21 protein-coding genes are annotated in these 22,706 nt (G+C 66.7%); all 21 read left to right on the top strand.

The genetic code is table 11. From position 1 onward, the window contains the following. The first annotated feature begins 167 nt into the window (after positions 1 to 167). Positions 168 to 695 (top strand): spore coat U domain-containing protein, encoded by a 528-nt coding sequence (locus WKB25_RS00580; RefSeq protein WP_340568118.1) that lies wholly within the window; start codon positions 168 to 170, stop codon positions 693 to 695. Beyond that, positions 695 to 1,447, top strand: a complete 753-nt coding sequence (locus WKB25_RS00575; RefSeq protein WP_340568117.1) for a molecular chaperone — start codon at positions 695 to 697, stop codon at positions 1,445 to 1,447. The genes WKB25_RS00580 and WKB25_RS00575 overlap by 1 nt, the downstream gene beginning before the upstream one ends. A gap of 7 nt (positions 1,448 to 1,454) precedes the next feature. Further along, a complete protein-coding gene (locus WKB25_RS00570; protein ID WP_340568115.1) occupies positions 1,455 to 3,797 on the top strand; it encodes a fimbria/pilus outer membrane usher protein in 2,343 nt (780 codons plus the stop codon). Between the two features lie 2 nt (positions 3,798 to 3,799). Continuing rightward, the gene (locus WKB25_RS00565) at positions 3,800 to 4,834 is read left to right on the top strand and encodes a spore coat U domain-containing protein (protein WP_340568484.1); all 1,035 of its coding nucleotides are present in this window, start codon (positions 3,800 to 3,802) and stop codon (positions 4,832 to 4,834) included. A 100-nt stretch (positions 4,835 to 4,934) separates the two neighbouring features. After that, a complete protein-coding gene (locus WKB25_RS00560; protein WP_340568114.1) occupies positions 4,935 to 5,162 on the top strand; it encodes a hypothetical protein in 228 nt (75 codons plus the stop codon). Further along, positions 5,162 to 5,860, top strand: a complete 699-nt coding sequence (locus tag WKB25_RS00555; RefSeq protein WP_340568112.1) for a fimbria/pilus periplasmic chaperone — start codon at positions 5,162 to 5,164, stop codon at positions 5,858 to 5,860. The genes WKB25_RS00560 and WKB25_RS00555 overlap by 1 nt, the downstream gene beginning before the upstream one ends. Before the next feature lie 219 nt (positions 5,861 to 6,079). Further along, entirely contained in the window at positions 6,080 to 6,883 is an 804-nt protein-coding gene (rpsB, locus tag WKB25_RS00550) for a 30S ribosomal protein S2 (protein WP_099821427.1), read from the top strand. Positions 6,884 to 7,008: 125 nt separating this feature from the next. Then, entirely contained in the window at positions 7,009 to 7,887 is an 879-nt protein-coding gene (gene tsf / locus WKB25_RS00545; protein WP_100464286.1) for a translation elongation factor Ts, read from the top strand. A gap of 301 nt (positions 7,888 to 8,188) precedes the next feature. Further along, the gene (locus WKB25_RS00540) at positions 8,189 to 9,727 is read left to right on the top strand and encodes a GGDEF domain-containing protein (RefSeq protein ID WP_340568110.1); all 1,539 of its coding nucleotides are present in this window, start codon (positions 8,189 to 8,191) and stop codon (positions 9,725 to 9,727) included. A gap of 119 nt (positions 9,728 to 9,846) precedes the next feature. Further along, entirely contained in the window at positions 9,847 to 10,575 is a 729-nt protein-coding gene (gene pyrH / locus WKB25_RS00535; RefSeq protein WP_025877663.1) for a UMP kinase, read from the top strand. Between the two features lie 97 nt (positions 10,576 to 10,672). Then, positions 10,673 to 11,227, top strand: coding sequence for a ribosome recycling factor (frr, locus tag WKB25_RS00530; protein WP_099821430.1), 555 nt, complete (start codon positions 10,673 to 10,675; stop codon positions 11,225 to 11,227). A 5-nt stretch (positions 11,228 to 11,232) separates the two neighbouring features. After that, entirely contained in the window at positions 11,233 to 12,000 is a 768-nt protein-coding gene (uppS, locus tag WKB25_RS00525; protein ID WP_340568107.1) for a polyprenyl diphosphate synthase, read from the top strand. Beyond that, positions 11,997 to 12,833: a phosphatidate cytidylyltransferase gene (locus tag WKB25_RS00520; RefSeq protein ID WP_340568105.1), complete on the top strand. Its 837-nt coding sequence runs from the start codon at positions 11,997 to 11,999 to the stop codon at positions 12,831 to 12,833. Before uppS ends, WKB25_RS00520 begins: the two co-directional genes overlap by 4 nt. Positions 12,834 to 12,835: 2 nt before the next feature. After that, on the top strand, positions 12,836 to 14,026 hold the full coding sequence (locus tag WKB25_RS00515; protein WP_340568103.1) for a 1-deoxy-D-xylulose-5-phosphate reductoisomerase: 1,191 nt from the start codon (positions 12,836 to 12,838) through the stop codon (positions 14,024 to 14,026). Positions 14,027 to 14,081: 55 nt separating this feature from the next. After that, positions 14,082 to 15,440, top strand: coding sequence for an RIP metalloprotease RseP (gene rseP, locus WKB25_RS00510; RefSeq protein WP_340568102.1), 1,359 nt, complete (start codon positions 14,082 to 14,084; stop codon positions 15,438 to 15,440). Between the two features lie 74 nt (positions 15,441 to 15,514). Then, complete coding sequence (bamA, locus tag WKB25_RS00505) at positions 15,515 to 17,878, top strand: outer membrane protein assembly factor BamA (protein ID WP_340568101.1); 2,364 nt, start codon at positions 15,515 to 15,517, stop codon at positions 17,876 to 17,878. 419 nt (positions 17,879 to 18,297) lie between these two features. After that, positions 18,298 to 19,320 carry a UDP-3-O-(3-hydroxymyristoyl)glucosamine N-acyltransferase gene (gene lpxD / locus WKB25_RS00500; protein WP_093817747.1) on the top strand — a complete coding sequence of 341 codons (1,023 nt, stop codon included), beginning with the start codon at positions 18,298 to 18,300 and terminating at the stop codon, positions 19,318 to 19,320. Continuing rightward, complete coding sequence (gene fabZ, locus WKB25_RS00495) at positions 19,317 to 19,772, top strand: 3-hydroxyacyl-ACP dehydratase FabZ (RefSeq protein WP_089239833.1); 456 nt, start codon at positions 19,317 to 19,319, stop codon at positions 19,770 to 19,772. Before lpxD ends, fabZ begins: the two co-directional genes overlap by 4 nt. A 19-nt stretch (positions 19,773 to 19,791) precedes the next feature. Next, positions 19,792 to 20,583: an acyl-ACP--UDP-N-acetylglucosamine O-acyltransferase gene (lpxA, locus tag WKB25_RS00490; protein WP_340568097.1), complete on the top strand. Its 792-nt coding sequence runs from the start codon at positions 19,792 to 19,794 to the stop codon at positions 20,581 to 20,583. Beyond that, positions 20,580 to 21,839, top strand: a complete 1,260-nt coding sequence (gene lpxB, locus WKB25_RS00485) for a lipid-A-disaccharide synthase (RefSeq protein ID WP_340568095.1) — start codon at positions 20,580 to 20,582, stop codon at positions 21,837 to 21,839. Before lpxA ends, lpxB begins: the two co-directional genes overlap by 4 nt. Continuing rightward, positions 21,836 to 22,495: a ribonuclease HII gene (locus WKB25_RS00480; protein ID WP_340568094.1), complete on the top strand. Its 660-nt coding sequence runs from the start codon at positions 21,836 to 21,838 to the stop codon at positions 22,493 to 22,495. Before lpxB ends, WKB25_RS00480 begins: the two co-directional genes overlap by 4 nt. Positions 22,496 to 22,706: the final 211 nt, after the last annotated feature.

Here is a 22,706-nt window from a genome sequence, read left to right as displayed (position 1 = left end):
ATCCGGCAAGGAATGTGAAAGCGTGATGGTCCACACCCTTTCGAATCCCTGATTCTCACGCAATACAGACACTTGCGGTGCCTACGCTGGCCCCACTGTCGTCAAAACGGCGCCGAACGTGCCGTTCTCGCCCTGTTCAACGGACCTTCGGGTCAGGGAGGTTGTCCATGCGATCCGCAGCTCGTTCCCCTTTGGCCTGGGCCCTGGCCCTGTTGCTGGCCGGCCCGGCGGCCGCCGCCGACACCACCACGTTCAACGTCACCCTGGTGGTCACCAAGGCCTGCACCATCACTGCCGCTGCGGCCACCAACGTCGACTTCGGTACCACCGCCTCCACCACCGCCACCCCCACCCTGGGCCAGGGCACCGTGACCGCGCAGTGTTCGGCGCTGACCCCGTACACCATCGCGCTGAATGCCGGCGCCAATGCCGGCACGGCCAATGACGTCACCACGCGGCGGATGAAGAACACCAACGCCGCAGTGACCGCGAACAACTACGTGGGCTACCAGCTCTACCAGGATGCCGCACACACCCTGGTCTGGGGCGCCACCACCGGCACCAACACCCAGGCCGGTATCGGCACCGGGCTGGCGGTGCCGTACATCGTCTACGGCCAGATCCTCAACCTGAGCACGGCCAACGCTGCTACCGGCAACTACCTGGATACCGTTACCGCCACGATCACCTATTGATGGAGCACGCCCGCATGGCCGGATCCCGCCCGTGGCGCGCCACCGGCGTGGCGCTGCTCGTCTTTGGCCTGCTGGTGGCCGCCGAGGTCCCGGCGACCAGCCTGCAGGTCGCACCCACCAGCCTGCAGCTGGAAGCGCGCCAGCGCGCTGGCGAACTGTGGCTGACCAACAGCGGCACCTCACCAGTGAAGCTGCAGGTGCGGGTGTTCCGTTGGGTACAACATGACGGGAAGGAGCAGTTGCTGCCCACCGAGGATCTGCTGGCCACGCCACCGATGCAGGAACTGGCCGCCGGCCAGCAGCAGCTGGTGCGGGTCATGCGCGCGGTGACCGACGCACCGGCCGAACAGCAGTACTACCGGCTGATCGTCGATGAGGTGCCCGATCTGGCCACGCGCAGCGAAGGCATGCAGTTCGTGCTGCGCTATTCCATCCCGGTATTCGTGCAACCCGGCGCCGGCAGCCGGCTGGCGCCCCAGCTGCACGCCCGCCTGGTCCGGCTGGACGACGGTCGCAACGGTGTGGAAGTAGGCAATACCGGCAACAGCTACGCGCAGATTGCCGACCTTGCCCTGGGCAGTCCGGAGCGGCCGCGCATCGTCCATCCCGGCCTGCTGGGCTACGTGCTGCCCGGTCAGGTCATGCGCTGGCCCCTGGAGCGCACGGCGATCGACCGCGACAACGACCAGATCACGGCCAAGCTCAATGGCGAGTCGGAACAGACGTCGCTGCCGCCACCACCGGCTCGCTGAGGCGCTGATGAGCGCAGCGCTCGGTGCAGCCCTGTCCCCGGCGGCTCACGCAGCCGATGTCTCCGGGGTCTCCGCCGATGCCCTGTTGCCGCCACCGACCCCACTCACGGCCAACCAGACGCTGTACCTGGACGTGACCCTCAACAGCACGCCATGCGGCCTGCTGCCCTTCACCGACAATCGTGGCCGCCTGCAGGCCAGCCCCGAAATCCTGCGCCAGCTTGGCTTCAACGCCAGCGGCGATGCCCCGGTGTATCTGGACCAGATCAGCGGCGCGGTGGTGCGTTATGACGCGCACCTGCAGACCCTCGCGCTGGACGTGCCACTGGAGCAGTTGACCCTGCCCACGACCGTACTCAGCCGCCCGCAGGCCCGCGCATCCCGCGGCAGCGCCTCGCCCGGCGTCCTGCTCAATTACGACCTGTACGGCAGCCGCGTCGACAGCCTCGGCAATCTGACCCTGAGCTCGGAACTGCGGGTGTTCGGCATGGGTACCGGCACCTTCGAGAACACCGCAGTCAGCCGTCGCTACCAGACCGGAGACCACCACTGGCGCGGCGACAGCGTACGCCTGGACACGCGCTGGACCCTGGATTTCCCGGAAAGGGCGCTGACCCTGGAGGTGGGCGATTTCTACAGCGGCTTCGTCGACTGGAGCCGGCCGGTACGGCTGGGTGGCCTGCAGATCGGGCGCAATTACGGACTGCAGCCGTACCGTGTACTCACCCCGACCCCGGCCTTCCTCGGCCAGGCGGTGGTGCCATCCACGGTCGAGCTGTATGTCGATGGCCTGCGCCAGTACAGCGGCCAGGTGCCGGTCGGACCATTCCAGCTGACGGCGCAACCGGGCATCAGCGGCAACGGCAGCGCGCAGGTCGTGGTCACCGATGCGTTCGGCCGCATGCAGACCCTGGATTTCAGCTTCTACGGCACCCAGCAGCTGCTGGCCAAGGGCCTGTCGGACTGGTCGCTCGGCATCGGCCGGCTGCGCGAGCAGTTCGGCGAGCGCTCCTTAGCCTACGACGACCGTACCGTGGCAAGCGCCAGCTGGCGCGGCGGCGTCAGCGACACGTTCACCGGCGAAGCACACGCCGAAGGCGGCGGCGGCCTGGCACAGGCCGGCGTGGGCGGCTGGTGGCTGCTGGGCGGTGCGGGCGTGTTCAATGCCGCGTATGCCCACAGCCGCTACCAGGGACTGCAGGGCGGCCAGTGGGCGCTGGGGTACAGCTGGAACAACCGCCGCTTCAACGTCAATCTGCGCAGCGTTCGCAACCACGGCGACTACCGCGACCTGGGCGCGCTGCAGGCCAACCTGCCGCCCAGCATCAGCGAGCAGGCCACGGTCGGCCTGGACCTGCTGCGCCTGGGCTCCCTGAGTGCCAGTTACCTGCGCCTGCGCTACCCCGATGGCGAGGACAACCGCTATGCCAGCCTGTTCTGGTCACGCAGCTGGAGCCAGCGCTGGTCGGCCTACCTGTCGGTCAACCAGAACATGGACAACAGCGATGACCGCAGTGTCTACCTGTCACTGACCGCAAGCCTGGGCAACAACCGCCAGGCCAGTCTGTCCAGCCAGCGCAACGGCGACCGCCAGAGCTGGGTCGCCGATGTCACCCAGCCAGTTCCGGGTGACGGCAGTGCCGGGGGCATCGGTTGGCGCGCACAGGTCCGCCACGGCGACGACGGCAGCGGCGGCCTGGCCGAAGTCGGCATCCTCAACGATGTCGGTCGCTACGCTTTCGGTGCCTCGCGTCAGGCCGGTCTCAACTACGCCTATGGCAGCGCCAGCGGCAGCCTGGTGTGGATGGCCGGGCACACTTTCGCCGCCCGCGAAGTCGCCGATGCCTTCGCGGTGGTCAGCACGAATGGCATTGGTGGTGTTCCAGTGCGGCTTGAGAACCGGCTGATCGGTGTCACCGACGATCGTGGACTGCTGCTGATCAGCCCGCTGCTGTCCTGGCAGCGCAACCGCGTATCCATCGATACTCTGGATCTGCCAGCGGACATGCGCGCTGATCGCATCGAGGACTGGGTAACACCGCGCCAGCGTGCCGGCACCGGCCTGACCTTCAACCTGCGTTCGCGGCCGTCGCTGACCCTCACCGTGCAGGACATGGCGGGGCAGCCGCTGGAAGCGGGCAGCGAGGTGCAGCTGCCGGATGGGCGCCAGGCATCAGTCGGTTACGACGGACTGCTGTACCTGGAAGACGTGGCCGCTGGCACCGTGCTGTACATCACCACCAGCAGGGGGCAGTGCCGCACGCGGGTACCGGCATCGCCGCAGGTGGTCGCCGCGGGTGCACGGCCTCGTCCGGCGCCCCTGCAATGCGTGCCGGAGGTGGCGCCGTGAGCCTGCGCCCGCTGCTGCTCGGCCTACTGCTGCTTGCAGGCCTGATCGCCAGTGCACCGACGCGCGCGGCCGCCACCTGCACCGCCACCGCCGACGCGCTGCTGCCCTTCGGCAACGTCAGCAGCGGCGCTGCAGGTGCCACCCCCGGCACCTTGAACATCACCGTGAACTGCTCCACCGCCGCGCTCAGCCTGATCGCCACCACCGGCATCCGCGTCTGCATCGGCCTGGGCAATGGCACCGGCGGCACCAGCACTTCGCCGTGGCGGACAATGGTCAACGGCAGCAGTGATCCGCTCAATTTCCAGATCTACAACGTCGCCAACTACAGCGAAGTCACCGGCCTGGCACCGCGCGGCACACCGCCCGCACAGGAACTGACGATGACCTACAACGTGCCGCTGATCGGCGGCTCCGGCAGCCGTACCACGCAGTTGTTCGCACAGATCCCGGCCAACCAGGTACTGGCCTCCGGCAACTACAGCAGCACCTTCACCGGTGCCAGCGTGGTGCTCACCTGGGCCTGGAACGAGGTGCTGCTGGGCACCGCCACCGTGCCGGCCACCTGCAATGGCGGCGCTACCGGCACCAACACCGCCAGCAATGCCTTCACCTTCAATGCCACTGCCACCGTGCTGCCGCAATGCGGCAGCTACTTAACCACCACCATGAATTTCGGCAACGTCACCGGCGGCATTCCCGCCAACATCGACCAGACCGCCACCCTCACCCTGACCTGCCTCAAGCGCACCGCATTCCAGGTCAGCCTCGACAACGGCCAGAACAACCCTGCCCTGAGCAGTACCCGGCGCATGCGCACCACCATCGGCAGCAACAACTATTACCTGACCTATGAGCTGTACCGCGATGCTGCGCGCAGCCAGCGCTGGGGCAATACGCTCACCGTGGACACCTTCAGCGGCGTCGGCACTGGCAGCGCGCAACCGTTGACCATCTATGGCCGGGTACCGCCGGTGAGTGGCCAACCACCGGCCGGCACCTACAACGACCTGGTACAGGTGACGATCACCTACTGAGTGACGCCCGCACTACAGAATCGCCCATGTCGGCCGATACCGCGCATCAAGTCGACAACAGGGTGGATGGCAGGTGGTTCGGGCAGTACTGATCGGAGCGATGTCCATTGCCAGCACGACAGCGTGGGCCGACCCGGCGCCCGCCCCGTTGCAGATCCGCCTGACCGTGGTTGACGGCTGCGCCGGCACGGAGGGCGGCCCCCGTTGTCCGGTGCCACAGCAGCACAGCGACACCCTGCACCTGCCGCCACAGATCCGTGAACTGGCCCCGCCAGCGCAGGACGAGCAAGGGCGTGCGACTTCCGAACCGCCCACCACCTACTACTGATGCACCGGCTGCTGCCCCTGTTGCTGGCACTGCTGCCCATGCCCGTGCAGGCGCTGGATCTGATGCCGACCACCCTGCGCCTGCCGGCCGCACAGGGGCGGTCCGAGCTGTGGCTGCACAATCCCGGCCCTGGGCATTGGCGCGGCCAGGTGCAGGTCTGGGCGTGGGACCAGCAACCCGATGCCGAACACCTGCAACGCAGCGCGCAGGTGCTGGCCAGCCCGACCCTGCTGGACCTGCCTGCCGGGGCGCGCCAGCGCGTCTGGCTGCTGCCGGCGTCATCCGCGCCGGTGGCCGCCGAACAGGCATTCCGTATCATCCTGGCACCGGCAGAACCGGCCATGCCGCGTTATTCACTGCCCCTGTTCCGCGGTGAACCGGCCCGCACGGCGGCCCCTTCCCTGCAGGCAGAGGTGGTGGTCAACGGGTCGCAGTTCATGCTGCGACTGCTGAACGGTGGCACCGGGCACGCGCGCCTGAGCGATCTAGCCTATGAGACGGCTGGCGGCCACCGCAGCCTGCTGCTGCCGGGCCTAGCCGGCTACATATTGGCGGCGCGCCAGCGCCAGTGGCAGCTGCCGCCGCGCGCCGATGGCTATGCCGGCGGCCGGTTCCACGCCCGCCTGCAGGACGGCGCAGAGGTGATCCTGGCCGCACCGACGCCCGCAATTGCAGCGCGCCAGCCAGGCGGGCTATAATCCCCGGGATGTCCTGCCGCCCTGTGCGCGGGACGCCGTCCACACCGGACGTCACCGGTGAATCCACACCTGCTGCCCCCATCCGTGCCGGGGTGCTCCGCAAGGAGTTCGGCCACGGAGGCAACAGGGAAGCCCAACCCCGGAACCATCAGCGCTTCCACGCGTCCCGCATACCTATCCCGCGGGCGGATTCGCCGGTTCCCCATCAGGAGTTCTGCAATGCCCCAGGTCACCATGCGTCAGATGCTGGAAGCCGGCGTCCACTTCGGCCACCAGACCCGCTACTGGAACCCGAAAATGGCTCCGTACATCTTCGGCGCCCGCGGCAAGATCCACATCATCAACCTGGAAAAGACCGTCCCGCTGTTCAACGATGCGATGAACTTCATCTCGTCGGTTGCCCAGAAGCGCGGCACCATCCTGTTCCTGGGCACCAAGCGCAGCGCGCGTGAGTCGATCCGCGAAGAAGCCGAGCGTTGCGGCATGCCGTTCATGAACCAGCGTTGGCTGGGCGGCACCCTGACCAACTTCCGTACCGTCAAGCAGTCGGTTGCCCGCCTGAAGGAACTGGAAGCCGGCGAGTCCGACGGCACCTTCGAGAAGCTGGTCAAGCACGAAGTGCTGGGCCTGCGTCGCGAGCGCGACAAGCTGGAAGCCTCGCTGGGCGGCATCAAGGACATGAACCGTCTGCCGGACGCGATCTTCGTCATCGATATCGGCCACGAAGACATCGCCATCAAGGAAGCCAAGAAGCTCGGCATCCCGGTGATCGCCGTGGTTGATACCAACTACAACCCGGAACTGGTGGATTACGCGATCCCGGGCAACGACGACGCCATCCGTGCCGTGCAGCTGTACGCACGCGCTGCTGCTGACGCCGTGCTGGAAGGCAAGGCTGCTGCACCGCACGCTGCCACCGTCCGTGAAGAAGAGTTCGCCGACGCTGCTGCCGAAGAAGGCAAGCCGGCTCGCCGCGCTCCGGCCAAGAAGGCTGCTGCCGACAAGGGCGAAGCCCAGGCCTGATCCAGGCCCCGGTGGGCGCATTGCGCCCACCTTTCCTGTCCGCAGCCGATGGCGCGACGACAGGAAACTGTCACACGGGCCGGCCACCATGCCGGCCCAACCCCTTTCTTTCGTGAGGTAATCCCGTGGAAATCACTGCTTCCCTGGTCAAGGAACTGCGCGAGCGCACCGGCGCCGGCATGATGGAATGCAAGAAGGCGCTCACCGAGGCCGGCGGCAACATCGACGCCGCTGCTGAAGCGCTGCGCAAGTCCGGCGCTGCCAAGGCCGACAAGAAGGCTGACCGCGTGGCCGCCGAAGGTCGTCTGGGCCTGGCCCAGGACGGCGGCAAGGCCGTGCTGGTCGAGATCAACTCGGAAACCGACTTCGTCGCCAACGACATCAACTTCAAGAACTTCGTTGATTCCGTCGCTGCCGCTGCCCTGGCATCGGGCGCCACCGACGTGGAAGCCCTGAAGTCGGCCACCCTGCCGACCGGCCAGACCGTCGAAGAAACCCGCGCGACCGCCGTGCAGACCCTGGGTGAAAACATCCAGATCCGTCGCCTGGTGAAGCTGGACACCACCGGCAACGTGGGTTCCTACGTCCACACCAACGGCAAGGTCGGCGTGCTGGTCGACCTGATCGGTGGCGACGCCGAACTGGCTCGCGGCCTGGCCATGCACGTGGCTGCGCTGAAGCCGCCGCACAACAAGGCTGCCGATGTGCCGGCCGAGTTCGTGGAAAAGGAAAAGGAAATCGAACTGGCCAAGATGTCCGAGAAGGACAAGTCCAAGCCGGCCGACATCCTGGAAAAGATCATCAGCGGCAAGATCAACAAGATCGTCAGCGAAGTGACCCTGTACGGCCAGAGCTACGTGCTGGACGGCGACAAGACCGTCGAGCAGGTGGTCAAGGCTGCCGGCGCCGACGTGGCTGGCTTCCAGCTGCTGGTCGTTGGCGAAGGCATCGAGAAGGTGGTGGAAGACTACGCCGCCGAAGTTGCCAAGGCGATGCAGGTCTGATTCCAGCCTCACGGCTGTGATGAAACCAGAAGGAGCCGCGGGAAACCGCGGCTCTTTTTTTATGCCTGCCGCCGCGGTGGGCGCCCTTTCTGCGGGTGCGCACCGTTGGTGCGCTGCATGTGGTGCCCATTCCGTGGGTGCGCACCGTTGGTGCGCACACCGGAACCAAGGGTCTTTGCGTTGCGTGCGAATCAAGCCGATACTCGGCATAGGGAACCTGCAGTCACATAACAGGAACGAAAGTCGCGGACTGTGATGCATTCCTAGGTATTCTTGTCCTAATGGAATTGAACGACCCGACATGCCTCCCGAGCTGACAGCTGCACTGGCGCTTTGCCGCAACCTCCCCTCGCCGCCCGGTATTGCCCTGCGCATCATCGAACTGGCCCAGGATCCGGAAGCGGACATCGCAACCGCTGCGGACATCATCGCCATCGACATGGCGTTGAGTGCCCGCATGCTGCGTATCGCCAATTCGCCGCTGTACGCCAGCCGGCGCCGGATCGAGAACCTCGGCCAGGCGCTGACCATGCTCGGGCTGAACGCTACGATCAGCCTCGCCCTGGGCTTCACTGTCACCCAGGGCCTGACCGGCAAAGGCGGCGCCGACCACGACCTGCGCCAACGCGCCTGGAAGCGCAGCATCCTCAGCGCGCTGGCCGCCAGCCAGCTTGGCCAGGCCCGTGGCCTGCGCCGGCTGGAGGAGCTGATGCTGGCCGGACTGCTGCAGGACATGGGCGTGCTGTGCCTGGCCCAGGCCGAATCCGAACGCTACCTGCCGCTGCTGCGCGAAGCGCGCGACAACCCCGACCTGATCGCGCGCGAGCGCCAGGAACTCGGCTGCAGCCACGCCGATGTCGGTGCCTGGGTAGCCGAGGAGTGGGGCCTGCCGCGCTACCTGGTCGACAGCATCCGCCACAGCGAAGACGAAGCTACCGCCGAGAATCCGTTCCAGGCCTGCGTACAGCTGTCTGGCGCCGTTGCCGACATCTGGCTGGATGAAGACGCCGATGCCGCCCGCGAGCGCGCCCTGCAGCAGGTCCACGACCGCCTGCAGATGGACAGCGCCCGCTTCGACCAGGTCCTGGCGCGGATCAGCGAAGCGCTGCCGGACATCGCCAGCCTGTTCGAGAACGGCCTGAATTCGCCGGCCCGCGTGCGCGAGCTGATCGACCACGCCCAGGAGCTGGCCACCCTGCGCAACCTGCGCGAACTGCAGGATGCCGACCAGGCGCGCCGTCGCGCCGATGAATTCGAGGCGCGGGCCAAGCGCCTGGCCGACCAGGCCCATCGCGATGCCTTGACCGGCGTCCTCAACCGCCGCCAGCTCGAAGCCGTGCTTGAACAGGAATTCCTGCGCGCCGGCCGCCATGGCTGGCCGTTGTCGGTGGCCTTCATCGACCTGGACGATTTCAAGAAGATCAACGATGCGCATGGCCACCTGACCGGCGACGAGGTGCTGCGCGCCTTTGCCGGCAAACTGCAGGGGCAGCTGCGCAACAGTGACACCGTGGCCCGCTTCGGCGGCGAGGAGTTTGTCGCGCTGCTGCCCAATACCAGCGAATCGGTGGCCCTGGACGTGATCCGCCGGGTGCTGGCCAACATCGTCGCCACCCCGATGGCGGAACTGGAAGGCGGCCCGCTGTTCATCACCTTCTCGGCCGGCGTAGCCACCCAGGGCGGCTACGAGCGTTTTGCCGGCGTGCAGGACCTGCTGCGCGCCGCCGACGACGTGCTCTACCGCTCCAAGAACCTGGGCCGCAACCGGGTCATCGCGCGTTCTCCCGGCGAACTGGGGCATGATGAACCGTCCGCCACCGCAGGCGCCGAGCTTGGCTGAATGGTGCGCCCCGGCTGTACGGGGCCCACCGGTATTTTGCGCCGCAGTGCACAAAACGCTTTGGCCGCGCGCCGCTTGCGCGTAGAATCGCCCGCGATTTCCACGCACCCGAGGTCCCTATGTCCAAGCTCGCCTATCGCCGCATCCTGTTGAAACTTTCCGGGGAGGCGCTGATGGGAGATGAGGACTACGGCATCGACCCCAAGATCATCAATCGCCTGGCCCGTGAAGTCGTCGAGGCCCAGCAGGCCGGCGCCGAAGTCGCCCTGGTCATCGGCGGTGGCAACATCTTCCGCGGTGCAGGCCTGGCCGCTGGCGGCATGGACCGCGTTACCGGCGACCAGATGGGCATGCTGGCCACGGTCATCAACGCGCTGGCCATGCAGGATGCGCTGGAAAAAGTGGGCGCCAAGGCCCGCGTGATGAGCGCGATCAAGATCAACGACGTGTGCGAGGACTACATCCGCCGCCGCGCCATCCGCCATCTGGAAAAGGGCCGCCTGGTGATCTTCGCCGCTGGCGTCGGCAGCCCGTTCTTCACCACCGACTCGGGCGCTGCCCTGCGCGCGATCGAGATCGGTGCCGACCTGCTGCTGAAGGCAACCAAGGTCGACGGCGTGTACGACAAGGATCCGAACAAGTACAGCGACGCCGTCCGCTTCGACAGCCTGAGCTACGACGAAGTGATCCGCCGTGGCCTGGAAGTGATGGATACCGCCGCCTTCGCCCTGGCCCGCGACAGCGACCTGCCGATGCGCGTGTTCGACATGGGCCAGCCGGGCGAACTGCTGAAGATCCTGCACGGCGAGAACATCGGCACCCTCGTCCAGGGCCGCGACCCGGCCTGAGGCTGAGCGCAAGGCGACCTCCGGGCCGATTCAGGCCCGGCGGCGTCCCGTATTCGCCTATAATCGCCCGATTCCAGTTACATCCAGGACCCTGGCGATGCTCAACGACATCAAGAACAACGCGCAGACGCGCATGGCCAAGAGCATCGACGCTCTTAAGCACACCCTCACCTCGATCCGCACCGGTCGCGCAACGCCGGCCCTGCTGGACCGCGTCACGGTCAATGCTTACGGCAACGCCAGCACGCCGCTGAACCAGGTCGCGTCCATTTCCAACCCCGACGCCCACTCCCTGCTGGTCACGCCCTTCGACAAGAGCATGATCAAGGAGATCGAGAAGGGCCTGTACAACATCGAGCTGACCCCGAACACCATCGGCACCTCGATCCGCGTCAACCTGCCGCCGCCGACCGAAGAGCGCCGCAAGGAACTTGCCAAGCAGGTACAGAAGGAAGGCGAAGGCGCCAAGATCGCCGTGCGCAACATCCGCCAGGATGCGAACAAGGAAGTCGCCAAGCTGCTGAAGGACAAGGTCATCAGCGAAGACGAGAAGAAGCGCGGCGAAGACGATATCCAGAAGTTGACCGACGCCAACATCAAGGACATCGATAAGGTCGTCGCCGACAAGGAAAAGGAACTGATGTCGGTCTGAAGTCGATGCCTTCAGTCCCGCCTCCCCTGCCGGCCGCCCTGCCGCGCCACGTTGCCATCATCATGGATGGCAACGGGCGTTGGGCACAGCAACGCCGTCGCCCCCGCGTGATCGGCCATCGTGCCGGCGCGCGCGCGGTCAACCGCACCATCGAGCGCTGCCTGGAACTGGGCATTCCGGCGCTGACCCTGTTCGCGTTCTCCAGCGAGAACTGGGACCGGCCGCAGGAAGAAGTCGATGCGTTGATGAAGCTGTTCCTCGGCGCGCTTGATCGCGAAGTGGACGAGCTGCATCGGCGCGGCGTGCGCGTGCGCTTCATCGGCGAACGCGAGCGCTTCGGTGCTGCCCTGGTCAGCCGCATGCAGCTGGCCGAACAGCGCACCGCCGACAACCGCGCCCTGACCCTGTCGATCGCCGCCAGCTATGGTGGCCGTCAGGACATCGCCCGTGCCGCGCGCGCACTGGCCGTTGAAGTGGCCGCCGGTCGCCTGCTTCCCGAGCAGATCGACGAATCCCTGCTGGGGCGACAGGTGGCTCTGGCCGACCTGCCGCCACCGGACCTGTTCATCCGCACCGGCGGCGATACCCGCATCAGCAATTTCCTGCTGTGGCAGCTGGCGTATACCGAGCTGTGGTTCACCGAAGTGCTGTGGCCGGATTTCGACGCCGCGCAGCTGCAGCTGGCGCTGGATGCCTACGCCAGCCGTGAGCGCCGCTTCGGCCTGACCAGCGCCCAGATCGCCGCCCTGGCCACCGAGACGTCCAGCCCATGACCAAGACCCGAGTCCTCGCCGCGCTGATCATGGCGCCGGTCGCCATTGCTGCGATCCTGTTGCTGCCCACGCAGTGGCTGGCCGCCGCCGCAGCTGCCGTGCTGCTGATCGGCCTGTGGGAATGGCTGAAACTGGCCGATGTCGAAGACACCCTCGCCCGCACCGTGCTGCTGGTCCTCAATCTGGTGCTGATGGTGCTGCTGGTGTGGGCCGATGCCGGCACCCTGGTGCTGTTCCAGATCGCGACCCTGGTGGGCGTGGCCTGGTGGCTGGGCGCGCTGGTCTGGCTGCGCTTCTTCAACTTCGGCGCGCAGCCCGGCAGTCCGGCGCGCATCCTCAAGCTGCTGGCCGGCACCCTGGCGATCGTGCCGGCGTGGGCTGCGCTGGTACTGATCCATGCCGGCGGCGACCCTCCGGGCCACCAGGGCCACCTGTGGCTGCTGGCCGCGCTGGCGCTGGTCTGGGCCGCTGATTCGGGCGCCTACTTCGCTGGCCGTCACTTCGGCAAGCACAAGCTGGCACCGCGGATCAGCCCGAACAAGACCTGGGAAGGCCTCGTCGGTGGGCTGATCGCCGGCGTTGCGGTGGCCATCGGCCTGGGCTGGCTGGCCGGCATCGATGCCGCGCACCTGCCGGGCCTGCTGGTCACCTCGGTGGTGGCCGTGTTCGCCTCGGTACTGGGCGACCTGTTTGAAAGCCTGATCAAGCGCCATGCCGGCGCCAAGGATTCAGGCCACCTGATCCCCGGCCACGGCGGCGTGCTCGACCGCGTCGACGGCGTGCTGGCGGCCATCCCGGTGTTCGCACTGGGCAAGGAAATCTTCGGGTTCTGACCATGGATGCTGCTGCAGACCTGCGCCGGGTCGCCGTGTTCGGCGCCACCGGTTCGATTGGTGCCTCCACGCTTGACGTGATCGCCCGCCATCCGCTGCGTTACCAGGCCACCGTGCTCGCCGCCGGCCGCCAGGTACAGGCGTTGCTGGCCCTGTGCCGGCAGCACCGGCCCGCGCATGCGGTGATCGCCGATGAAACCCTGTATGCCGAACTGCGTGACGGCCTGCGCGATGCCGGCCTGGCCACCCTGGCCCACGCCGGCCACGCCGCGCTGGACCAGCTGGCCGCCAGCGACGCCTGCGACACCGTGGTTGCCGCAATCGTCGGCGCCGCCGGCCTGTCCTCGACCCTGGCCGCCGCCGCGGCCGGCAAGCGCATCCTGCTGGCCAACAAGGAATCACTGGTACTGGCCGGCGAACTGCTGACCCGTACCGCCGAGCGTGCCGGCGCCGAGATCATCCCGATCGACAGCGAGCACAGTGCGATCTTCCAGTGCCTGCGTTCACGTGATGCCAGCCTCGACGGTGCCGGCGTGCGCCGCATCCTGCTGACCGCCTCGGGTGGACCGTTCCGCGGGCGCAGCCGCGCCGAACTGCAGCAGGTCACCCCGGCCCAGGCCGTGGCGCACCCGAAGTGGTCGATGGGGCCGAAGATCTCGGTCGATTCGGCGACGTTGATGAACAAAGGCCTGGAAGTGATCGAGGCCCACCACCTGTTCGGCATCCCCGGCGAGCGCATCGAGGTGCTGGTGCACCCGCAGAGCCTGGTGCATTCGCTGGTGGAGTTCGTTGACGGCTCCACGCTGGCGCAGATGGGCCTGCCGGATATGCGTACCACTCTGGCGGTGGGCCTGGGCTGGCCGCAACGGATCGAATCGGGCGTGTCCGGTCTGGATCTGCTGAGCCAGGGCCGGTTGGATTTCGAGGCCCCCGACACCGACGCCTTCCCGTGCCTGGCCCTTGCATGGCAGGCGATGCGCGCCGGCGGTACCACCCCGGCCGTGCTGAACGCCGCCAACGAAGAGGCAGTTTCAGCGTTTCTTCAGGGCCGCATAGGCTTCCTGACCATTCCGACGCTGGTTGCTAACGCTCTTTCAACACTGCCGACCGAACCAGCCGATACACTTGAGGTTCTGTTGTCCGCCGACCAGCGGGCCCGCCAGCTGACCCTGAACGCCATCGCCGCCACCTGAACAGCGCACCCATCCCGTATGACGCCGCCGCCCGTGTCCGCCAATGTGAACCTGCATGACTGACTTCATCGGATCGGTCTGGTGGATGATCGTCAGCCTTGGGCTGCTGGTCACCTTCCACGAATTCGGGCATTACTGGGTCGGGCGCCTGTGCGGGGTCAAGGTGCTGCGCTTCTCGGTCGGCTTCGGCCGTCCGCTGTGGTCGCGCCGCGACCGCCATGGCACCGAGTTCGCCATCGCCGCCATCCCGCTGGGCGGCTATGTGAAATTCCTCGACGAACGCGAAGTCGAGGTCCACCCGCACGAGCGCGGCCAGGCCTTCAACCACAAGACCGTGTGGCAGCGCATCGCCATCGTGGCGGCGGGCCCGATCGCCAACCTGCTGCTGTGCATCCTGCTGCTGTGGGCGATGTTCGTGATCGGCAAGCAGGACTATTCCGCCACCGTCGGCCGCGCTACCGGGATGGCCGCCACGGCCGGGCTCGGCAGCGGCGATCGCCTGCTGAGCGTGGACGGCCGCGATGTGATCACCCTGGGTGAGGCCAGCATGGCCCTGACCGCGGCGGCGATGGACCGTCGCGATGTGACCCTTGAAGTTCTGGACCCCGCAGACCAGCTGCGCTCGCGCACCCTGCCGCTGTCGCAGCTGCCGGCCGGCTTCGATGAACGCCGGGTTCCGATCCTGGCCGGCGTGTACTGGCGTGCGTGGCTGCAGCCGCCGCTGGTGGACAACATCGTGAAGGGATCGGCTGCGGAAGGTCACCTGCAACCCGGCGATCTGATCGTGGCGATCGACGGCCAGCGCATCGACAGCGTCGAGCAGGCCATCAGCGAAGTGGGCAGCCTCGGCCGCCGCGGTGGCCCGGCGATGATCGAGGTGCTGCGTGGTGGCGAGCGCCTGGCGCTGGAGATCACCCCGCGCCAGGGCAAGGACGGCAAGGGCCAGCCCACCTGGCAGATCGGCGCTGGCTTTGCCCAGAGCTACAGCCCCGCCTATGACACCCTGCTCAAGTTCGGCCCGCTGCAGTCAGTGACGGTGGCGGTGCGGGAAACCGGCAGGATGGCCGCCGATTCACTGGCCATGATGGGCCGGATCGTCACCGGCAAAGCCTCGCTACAGAACGTTTCCGGCCCGGTCACCATTGCCCGGGTCGCCAATATTTCGGCCAAGCGTGGCGTGGATTGGTTCATCCAGTTCCTCGCCCTGCTGTCGCTGAGCCTGTGCATCATCAACCTGCTGCCGATCCCCATCTTGGACGGCGGCCACCTGCTGTATTACCTTATCGAGTTGGTCAAGGGCAGCCCGCTGAGCGAGCGTGCCGTCGCCGCCGGCCAATACATCGGCCTGGCGTTGCTGGCCGGGCTGATGGGATTGGCGTTCTACAACGACATCCTCGGCCTGGTCCCGCGATGAACTTTTCCATGTTTTTGCCGTCTACAGCGTCGGCATCCCTTACCAATGAAATCGACCTTCCTACCGGACGTGACATGACGCGACTCCCCAATCGCCGCCTGCTGGCCCTCGCCCTCGCCGCCGTCACCGGCGCCCCCGCCCTGGCCCAGGCAGCCGAGCCCTTCACTGTCAGCGACATCCGCGTCGACGGCCTGCAGCGCATCAGCTCCGGTACGGTGTTCACCTACCTGCCGGTCGAGCGTGGCGAGACCGTCACCGACAGCAAGGTCGGCGAGACCATCCGCGCCCTGTACAAGACCGGCTTCTTCGAAGACGTGCAGCTCGATCGCCAGGGCAGCATCCTGGTGGTGACCGTCAAGGAACGTCCGGCGATCAACAAGCTGACCGTCACCGGCAACAAGGACATCAAGTCCGACCAGCTGCTCAAGGGCCTGTCCGACATCGGCCTGACCGAAGGCGGCACCTTCGATCGCCTGAGCCTGGACCGCGTGACCCAGGAACTTCGCCGCCAGTACAACGACCGTGGCAAATACACCGTCGACATCACCCCGACGGTGAGCCCGCTGGATCGCAACCGCGTCGACATCGCCATCGCGATCAAGGAAGGCAAGGCGGCCAAGATCCGCCACGTCAACATCGTCGGCACCGAGAAGTACGACAGCAAGGACATCCTGGAGTACTGGGAGTCCAAGGAACACAACTGGGCGTCGTGGTACCGCCGTGACGACCAGTACTCCAAGGAAAAGCTGTCCGGCGACCTGGAGAAGCTGAATTCCTGGTACCTGGACCGCGGCTATGTCGACTTCAGCATCGACTCGACGCAGGTCTCGATCAGCCCCGACAAGCGCGACATGTTCATCACCGCCGGCGTGACCGAAGGTGACCAGTACAAGATCTCCGAGATCAAGGTCAGCGGCGATACGATCCTGCCGCAGGAAGACGTCGAGCGCATGGTCGTGCAGAAGTCCGGCGACACGTTCTCGCGTGCGCTGCTGGAATTCAGCTCCGACTCGATCACCAACTCGCTGTCCAACATCGGTTACGCCTTCGCCAAGGTGAACCCGATTCCGACCACCAACCGCGCCGAGCAGACCGTGGCGGTCAACATGCAGGTCGTGCCGGGCCCGCGCGTGACCGTCCGCCGCATCATCTTCAAGGGCAATACCCGCACCTCCGACGAGGTGATGCGTCGCGAAATGCGCCAGTTCGAGAACAGCTGGTACTCGCAGGCCGCGATCGACCGTTCCAAGATCCGCCTGCAGCGCCTGGGCTACTTTGAAGCGGTGGAAGTGGAAACCCCGCCCGTCAGCGGCAGCAATGACCAGGTCGACGTCGTCTACAACGTCAAGGAAACCACCTCGGGCAGCTTCGTGTTCGGCCTGGGCTACTCGCAGTCCTACGGCATGACCACCTCGGTGCAGCTGTCGCAGAACAACTTCCTGGGCGGCGGCAACCGCGTGTCGGTCGAAGCCTCGCGCAGCAGCTACCTGCAGCGCTACGGCTTCAGCTACACCAACCCGTACTTCACCGATGACGGCGTCTCGCTGGGCTACAACCTGTCCTGGCGCGAGCTGGACTACTCCGACTTCAACACCGCGCAGTACAACAGCACCAACGGTTCGGCGCAGGTGGTGTTCGGCGTGCCGATCACCGAGACCGACACTGTCTCGCTGATGTTCGGCATCGACAGCAACCAGATCACCACCTATCAGGGCTCGACTCCGAAATCGATCATCGACTACATCGATGCCGTCGGCAGCCGTACCTTCCATGCATGGCGCACGGAGCTGGGCTGGGCGCGCGACTCCCGCAACGACTACTTCATGCCGACGCGCGGTACCTACCAGCGCGTGGGCCTGGAAACCACGCTGCCGGGTTCGACCATCGAGTACTACAAGCTGAACTACCAGATCAGCAAGTACTGGCCGATCATCCCCTCGCTGGTGATCAACACCCGCGCCGAAATCGGCTACGGTGATTCCTACGGCAACGACAAGACCCGCGTGATCGACAACGGCGACGGCACCACCCGTACCGTTACCGCATCGGGCCTGCCGTTCTACGAGAACTTCTACGCCGGCGGTACCAACTCGGTGCGTGGTTTCGAGGACAACACCCTCGGCCCGCGTGAAGTCACCAGCGGTTACCCGAACGGCCAGCCGCTGGGTGGCTCGCTGAAGACCGTCGGCTCGGTCGAAGCCTACTTCCCGCGCCTGTTCGACAGCCCGTCGGCCCGTGTGTCGGCCTTCGTCGACTTCGGCAACGTCTACAACGGCAGCGACAACTTCAAGGCCAACGAGCTGCGCGTGTCCACCGGTGTGGCCCTGCTGTGGCGCGCCCCGGTCGGCCCGATTTCGATCAGCTACGCGTTCCCGCTGAAGAAGAAGGACGGCGACGAGATCGAACGCCTGCAATTCACGTTCGGTGGCCAGTTCTGAGGAACGACGTTCCTCAGAACTGATCCACCTCCGGTGAATTGCCCGCGCATTTCACCTATCCCCGCGCCACTGGCGCGCCCCCCTTAACAGAAGGGGGGCTCTCCACCAGACGGGTCTCGAATCGCCGGGCATTGCCCGGCGTTCTCGTTATTGAAGCGCACGCTGACGCGCGGTGAGCCGGGTATGGCTCGGCGCTGTAGGCGACTGTGGACGTTGGATCCGCGCGCGCGGGAGACCATCCGGTGATGGCGCAGGGGGCTGACCAGGACCGTTGGCGCCATGGATGGCGCCATCGAGCCCCCAGGGACGGGTTTACAGCGTGTCCTGGGCAGTCCCCTGCGCCATCGCCCTACGGATCAACCAGGCGCCGGCTTTTGCTCCCGCATGACCGCAATGGCGTCACACGTTAAACTCCCGCCGTGAATACTCCTACCTACACCGCCCAGCAACTCGCCGATCAGTTCGGCCTGCAGGTCCATGGCGACCCGAGCACCGCCATCCATGGCGTGGCCACCCTCGCCCATGCCGGTGCCGGCCAGCTGACCTTCCTCGCCAACCCGCGCTACCGCGCCCAGCTGGCCGACAGCCAGGCCGGCATCGTCGTGCTGCGCGCCGAGGATGCCGACGCGGCTCCCGGCACCGCGCTGGTTGCCAAGGACCCTTACACCACCTTTGCCAAGATCGGCGCGCTGTTCGACATCGCCCCGACCCGCCCGCCAGGCATCCACCCCAGCGCAGTGATCGATCCGCAGGCGCAGGTCGCCGCCAGCGCCCACGTCGGCCCGTTCGTCACCATCGGCGCACGCAGCGTCATCGGCGAGAACTGCATCATCGGCGCCGGCAGCATCATCGGCGAAGACTGCACCCTCGACAGCGGTTGCGAGCTGATCGCCCGCGTCACCCTGGTCACCCGCGTCAAGCTGGGCAAGCGCGTGCGCATCCATCCCGGCGCCGTACTGGGCGCCGATGGCTTCGGCCTGGCAATGGACGCTGGCAAATGGATCAAGGTGCCGCAGCTTGGCGGCGTGCGCATCGGCGACGACTGCGAGATCGGCGCCAACACCTGTGTTGACCGTGGCGCGCTGGAAGACACCGTGCTGGCCGAGGACGTCCGCCTGGACAACCTGGTGCAGATCGCGCACAACGTGCAGATCGGCGCCCACTCGGCCATCGCGGGCTGCACCGGCATTGCCGGCAGCGCCAAGATCGGCCGTTACTGCCTGCTCGGCGGCGCCGTTGGCGTCGTCGGTCATCTCGAAATCTGCGACAAGGTCGTGATCACCGGCAAATCGGTGGTCCGCAACTCCATCACCGAGCCGGGCGAGTATTCCTCCGGCACGCCCCTGACCGACAACCGCACGTGGCGCAAAAACGCCGCGCGCTTCAAGCAGCTTGATGCACTGGCCCGTCGCATCCTGTCTGTGAGCAAGGAGAAAGAATGAGCCAGCCCCAGACCCTGCCGGACATGGCGCAGATCCAGACGCTGCTTCCGCACCGCTACCCGTTCCTGCTGGTGGACAAGGTGGTGTCGATCGACTATGAGAAGCGCACGATCGTCGCGACCAAGAACGTCAGCATCAACGAGCCGTTCTTCCAGGGCCACTTCCCGGGCCAGCCGATCATGCCCGGCGTGCTGATCATCGAAGCCATGGCCCAGGCCGGTGGCGTGCTGACCCAGTTGACCCTGGGCCGCGATGCGCAGTCCAAGCTGTTCTACATGGTCAAGGTCGACAAGGCCCGCTTCACCAAGCAGGTGGTGCCGGGTGACGTGCTGGAGATGCACGTGGAGATCAAGCGCGTGATCCGCAACATGGCCGTGTACGACTGTGTGGCCAAGGTCGACGGCGAAGTCGTCGCCTGCGCCGAGGTGCTGTGCGCCGGCACCCGCGAATGACCCTGGCTGGAGGACCGAGATGAGCGACAACGCCCCCCTGATCCATCCCACTGCCGTGATCGATCCGTCGGCGCGCCTGGCCGACGATGTCCGCGTGGGCGCGTTCACGATCATCGGCCCGGACGTCGAGATCGGCGCCGGCACCCAGGTCGGTCCGCACTGCAGCATCCATGGCCCGACCCGGATCGGCCGCGACAATCGCTTCATCGGCCACGTCGCGGTCGGCGGCGAGCCGCAGGACAAGAAGTACGCCGGTGAACGCACCGAACTGGTGATCGGCGACCGCAACGTGTTCCGCGAGTTCGTCACCCTCAACCGTGGCACCGGCGGCGGCGGCGGCATCACCACCATCGGCGATGACAACTGGATGCTGGCCTATACGCACGTGGCCCACGATTGCCACGTCGGCAACTTCTGCGTGTTCTCCAACAACACCACGCTGGCCGGCCACGTGACCGTCGGTGACTACGTGATCATCAGCGGCTTCGCCGGCGCGCATCAGTTCTGCCGCATCGGTGCGCATGCCTTCCTCGGCATGGGCGCGCTGACCAATGGCGACGTGCCGCCGTTCACCATGGTCGGCACCGACTCGCTGGGCCGCCCGCGCGGCATCAACAGCGAGGGGCTGAAGCGTCGCGGCTTCGACCCCGAGCGCATCACCGCCATCAAGCGCGCCTACCGCACGCTGTACGTGGCGGGCCTGCCGCTGGCCGACGCCAAGGCGCAGCTGGCCGAGCAGGCGCGCGACAGCGACGATGTCAAATCGATGCTGGACTTCATCGAACACACCGAGAGGCATCTGCTGCGATGAGCAGCGCGACCGGCCAGGCGCCGGCCGGCGCCGACGTGATTTCGCTGGCCTCGATGGCCGGCAGCGTGCCTGCCCATCGGGTGCTGAGCGATCGTCCGTTGCGGATCGCGCTGGTCGCTGGTGAAGCCTCCGGCGACCTGCTCGGTGCGGGCCTGATACGCGAACTGAAGGCCCGCTTCCCGCATGCCGAATTCGCCGGCATCGGCGGCGATGCCATGCGCAGCGCCGGCTGCCAGACCTGGCACGATGCCAGCGAACTGGCGGTGATGGGCCTGACCGAAGTGCTGCGCCATCTGCCGCGCCTGCTCAAGCTGCGTTCGGCGTTCCGCCAGCGTGCGCTGGAGTGGCAGCCGGATGTGTTCATCGGCATCGACGCGCCCGACTTCAATCTGGGCATCGAACGCTGGCTGAAACAGCGTGGCGTGCGCACCGTGCACTACGTCAGCCCTTCGGTATGGGCATGGCGCGAGAAGCGCGCCGAGAAGATCGGCAGCAGCGCCGACCTGGTGCTCTGCCTGTTCCCGATGGAGCCACCGATCTACGCCAAGCACGGCATCGATGCGCGCTTCGTCGGTCATCCGATGGCCGATGACATCCCGCTGCACGTCGACCGTGAAGCGGCCCGGATCGAACTCGGCCTGCCCGCCTCGGCCAAGGTGCTGGCCGTGCTTCCCGGCAGCCGCCTGGGCGAGATATCCAAGCTCGGCGAGGCCTTTTTCGAGGCCGCCTGGCAGGTGTCCGAGCGTATTCCCGGCCTGCACGTGGTGGTCCCTGCGGCCAACGCGGCCTGCCGTCGCCTTATCGAAGAACAGCTGTCACGCTCGGCACTGCCGGTGGCCTATTCGCATGTACTGGATGGCCAGGCGCGCAACGCGATGATCGCCGCCGACGTGGTGGTGCTGGCCTCCGGGACCGCGACCCTGGAAGCGATGCTGGTGAAGCGGCCGATGGTCGTCGGCTACCGGGTCAACGAGCTGACCTACCGCCTGGTGAAGGCGCTGGGGTTGATCAAGGTCGACCGCTTCGCCCTGCCCAACATCCTTGCCGGCCAGGACCTGGCACCAGAGCTGATGCAGCACGACTGCACGCCGGAGAAACTGGCCGCCGCCGTCCAGCAGTGGTTCGACCACCCGCAGCGGATCGCCGATCTGCAGGGCATCTACACACGCCTGCATGAACGCCTGCGTCGCAACGCATCGGCGCGTGCAGCCGATGCTGTCGGCGAACTGCTGGTCCGCGGCCAGGAAAAAGCATGAGCCGCCGCCATGCCGCAGCGGCCAGTCTGGCCCTGTTCGATGGCGCCGCGATAATCGACCCGGGCCACCGCATCGCCGGTGTCGACGAAGCTGGTCGGGGACCGCTGGCTGGCCCAGTGGCGGTGGCAGCGGTGGTGTTCGATCCGCAGCGGCCACGACTGAACGGCCTGGATGATTCCAAGCAGCTGACCGCGGCCCGCCGCGAGCAGCTGCATGACCGCATCCTCGACCGCGCCCTGGCCTGGCACGTGGTGCTGGTGGACGTGGAAGCCATCGACCGCCTGAACATCTATCAAGCTACCCTGCAGGGCATGCGCGATGTCGTCGCGGCAGTGGCCCACGTGGCCGGCTTCGCCCGCATCGATGGCAACGTGGTGCCCAAGGGGCTGGTGCTGCCGGCGCAGGCGCTGGTCGGCGGCGATGGCATCGACCGCGCGATCATGGCGGCCTCGATCCTGGCCAAGGTCTCGCGCGACCGCTACATGCTGGACCTGCACGCACGCCACCCGCAGTACGGCTTCGACCAGCACAAGGGCTACGGCACCCCGGCACATCTGGCCGCCCTGCGTGAACACGGCCCGTGCGCGGAGCACCGGCGCAGCTTCGCCCCGGTGCGCGAGTGCATGGAAGCGCCGGCTGTCGCGGCCATCGCCTGAGCCTGCTGGAGTTGTAGAGCCGAGCCCATGCTCGGCTGCCGTGGACAGCCGAGCATGGGCTCGGCTCTACAGAAGGCGGCCTCCCGCACGCCTGAATCCGGCGCCACGCCGTGCCCCTGTCAAGCCTTGTGGCAACCCCCTGCCCTCGCTACCCTGACCGGGCACTCCAGCGCTTCCCGACCCCGGCGACGATTCCCGCGTCTGCACCCGG

Origin of the sequence: Stenotrophomonas sp. G106K1, from assembly GCF_037969685.1 — a bacterium.
GTDB classification, from domain to species: Bacteria; Pseudomonadota; Gammaproteobacteria; order Xanthomonadales; family Xanthomonadaceae; genus Stenotrophomonas; species Stenotrophomonas lactitubi.
Note: the sequence above shows the minus strand (reverse complement) of the source record. Positions and strands in the feature narration are given on the sequence as shown.

Bases quoted from the DNA above. Each gene is read 5' to 3' on its own strand.
- WKB25_RS00580 (WP_340568118.1), top strand. From the start codon at position 168: ATGCGATCCGCAGCTCGTTCCCCTTTGGCCTGGGCCCTGGCCCTGTTG.
- WKB25_RS00575 (WP_340568117.1), top strand. From the start codon at position 695: ATGGAGCACGCCCGCATGGCCGGATCCCGCCCGTGGCGCGCCACCGGC.
- WKB25_RS00570 (WP_340568115.1), top strand. From the start codon at position 1,455: ATGAGCGCAGCGCTCGGTGCAGCCCTGTCCCCGGCGGCTCACGCAGCC.
- WKB25_RS00560 (WP_340568114.1), top strand. From the start codon at position 4,935: ATGTCCATTGCCAGCACGACAGCGTGGGCCGACCCGGCGCCCGCCCCG.
- WKB25_RS00555 (WP_340568112.1), top strand. From the start codon at position 5,162: ATGCACCGGCTGCTGCCCCTGTTGCTGGCACTGCTGCCCATGCCCGTG.
- rpsB (WP_099821427.1), top strand. From the start codon at position 6,080: ATGCCCCAGGTCACCATGCGTCAGATGCTGGAAGCCGGCGTCCACTTC.
- WKB25_RS00540 (WP_340568110.1), top strand. From the start codon at position 8,189: ATGCCTCCCGAGCTGACAGCTGCACTGGCGCTTTGCCGCAACCTCCCC.
- pyrH (WP_025877663.1), top strand. From the start codon at position 9,847: ATGTCCAAGCTCGCCTATCGCCGCATCCTGTTGAAACTTTCCGGGGAG.
- frr (WP_099821430.1), top strand. From the start codon at position 10,673: ATGCTCAACGACATCAAGAACAACGCGCAGACGCGCATGGCCAAGAGC.
- uppS (WP_340568107.1), top strand. From the start codon at position 11,233: ATGCCTTCAGTCCCGCCTCCCCTGCCGGCCGCCCTGCCGCGCCACGTT.
- WKB25_RS00520 (WP_340568105.1), top strand. From the start codon at position 11,997: ATGACCAAGACCCGAGTCCTCGCCGCGCTGATCATGGCGCCGGTCGCC.
- WKB25_RS00515 (WP_340568103.1), top strand. From the start codon at position 12,836: ATGGATGCTGCTGCAGACCTGCGCCGGGTCGCCGTGTTCGGCGCCACC.
- rseP (WP_340568102.1), top strand. From the start codon at position 14,082: ATGACTGACTTCATCGGATCGGTCTGGTGGATGATCGTCAGCCTTGGG.
- bamA (WP_340568101.1), top strand. From the start codon at position 15,515: ATGACGCGACTCCCCAATCGCCGCCTGCTGGCCCTCGCCCTCGCCGCC.
- fabZ (WP_089239833.1), top strand. From the start codon at position 19,317: ATGAGCCAGCCCCAGACCCTGCCGGACATGGCGCAGATCCAGACGCTG.
- lpxA (WP_340568097.1), top strand. From the start codon at position 19,792: ATGAGCGACAACGCCCCCCTGATCCATCCCACTGCCGTGATCGATCCG.
- lpxB (WP_340568095.1), top strand. From the start codon at position 20,580: ATGAGCAGCGCGACCGGCCAGGCGCCGGCCGGCGCCGACGTGATTTCG.
- WKB25_RS00480 (WP_340568094.1), top strand. From the start codon at position 21,836: ATGAGCCGCCGCCATGCCGCAGCGGCCAGTCTGGCCCTGTTCGATGGC.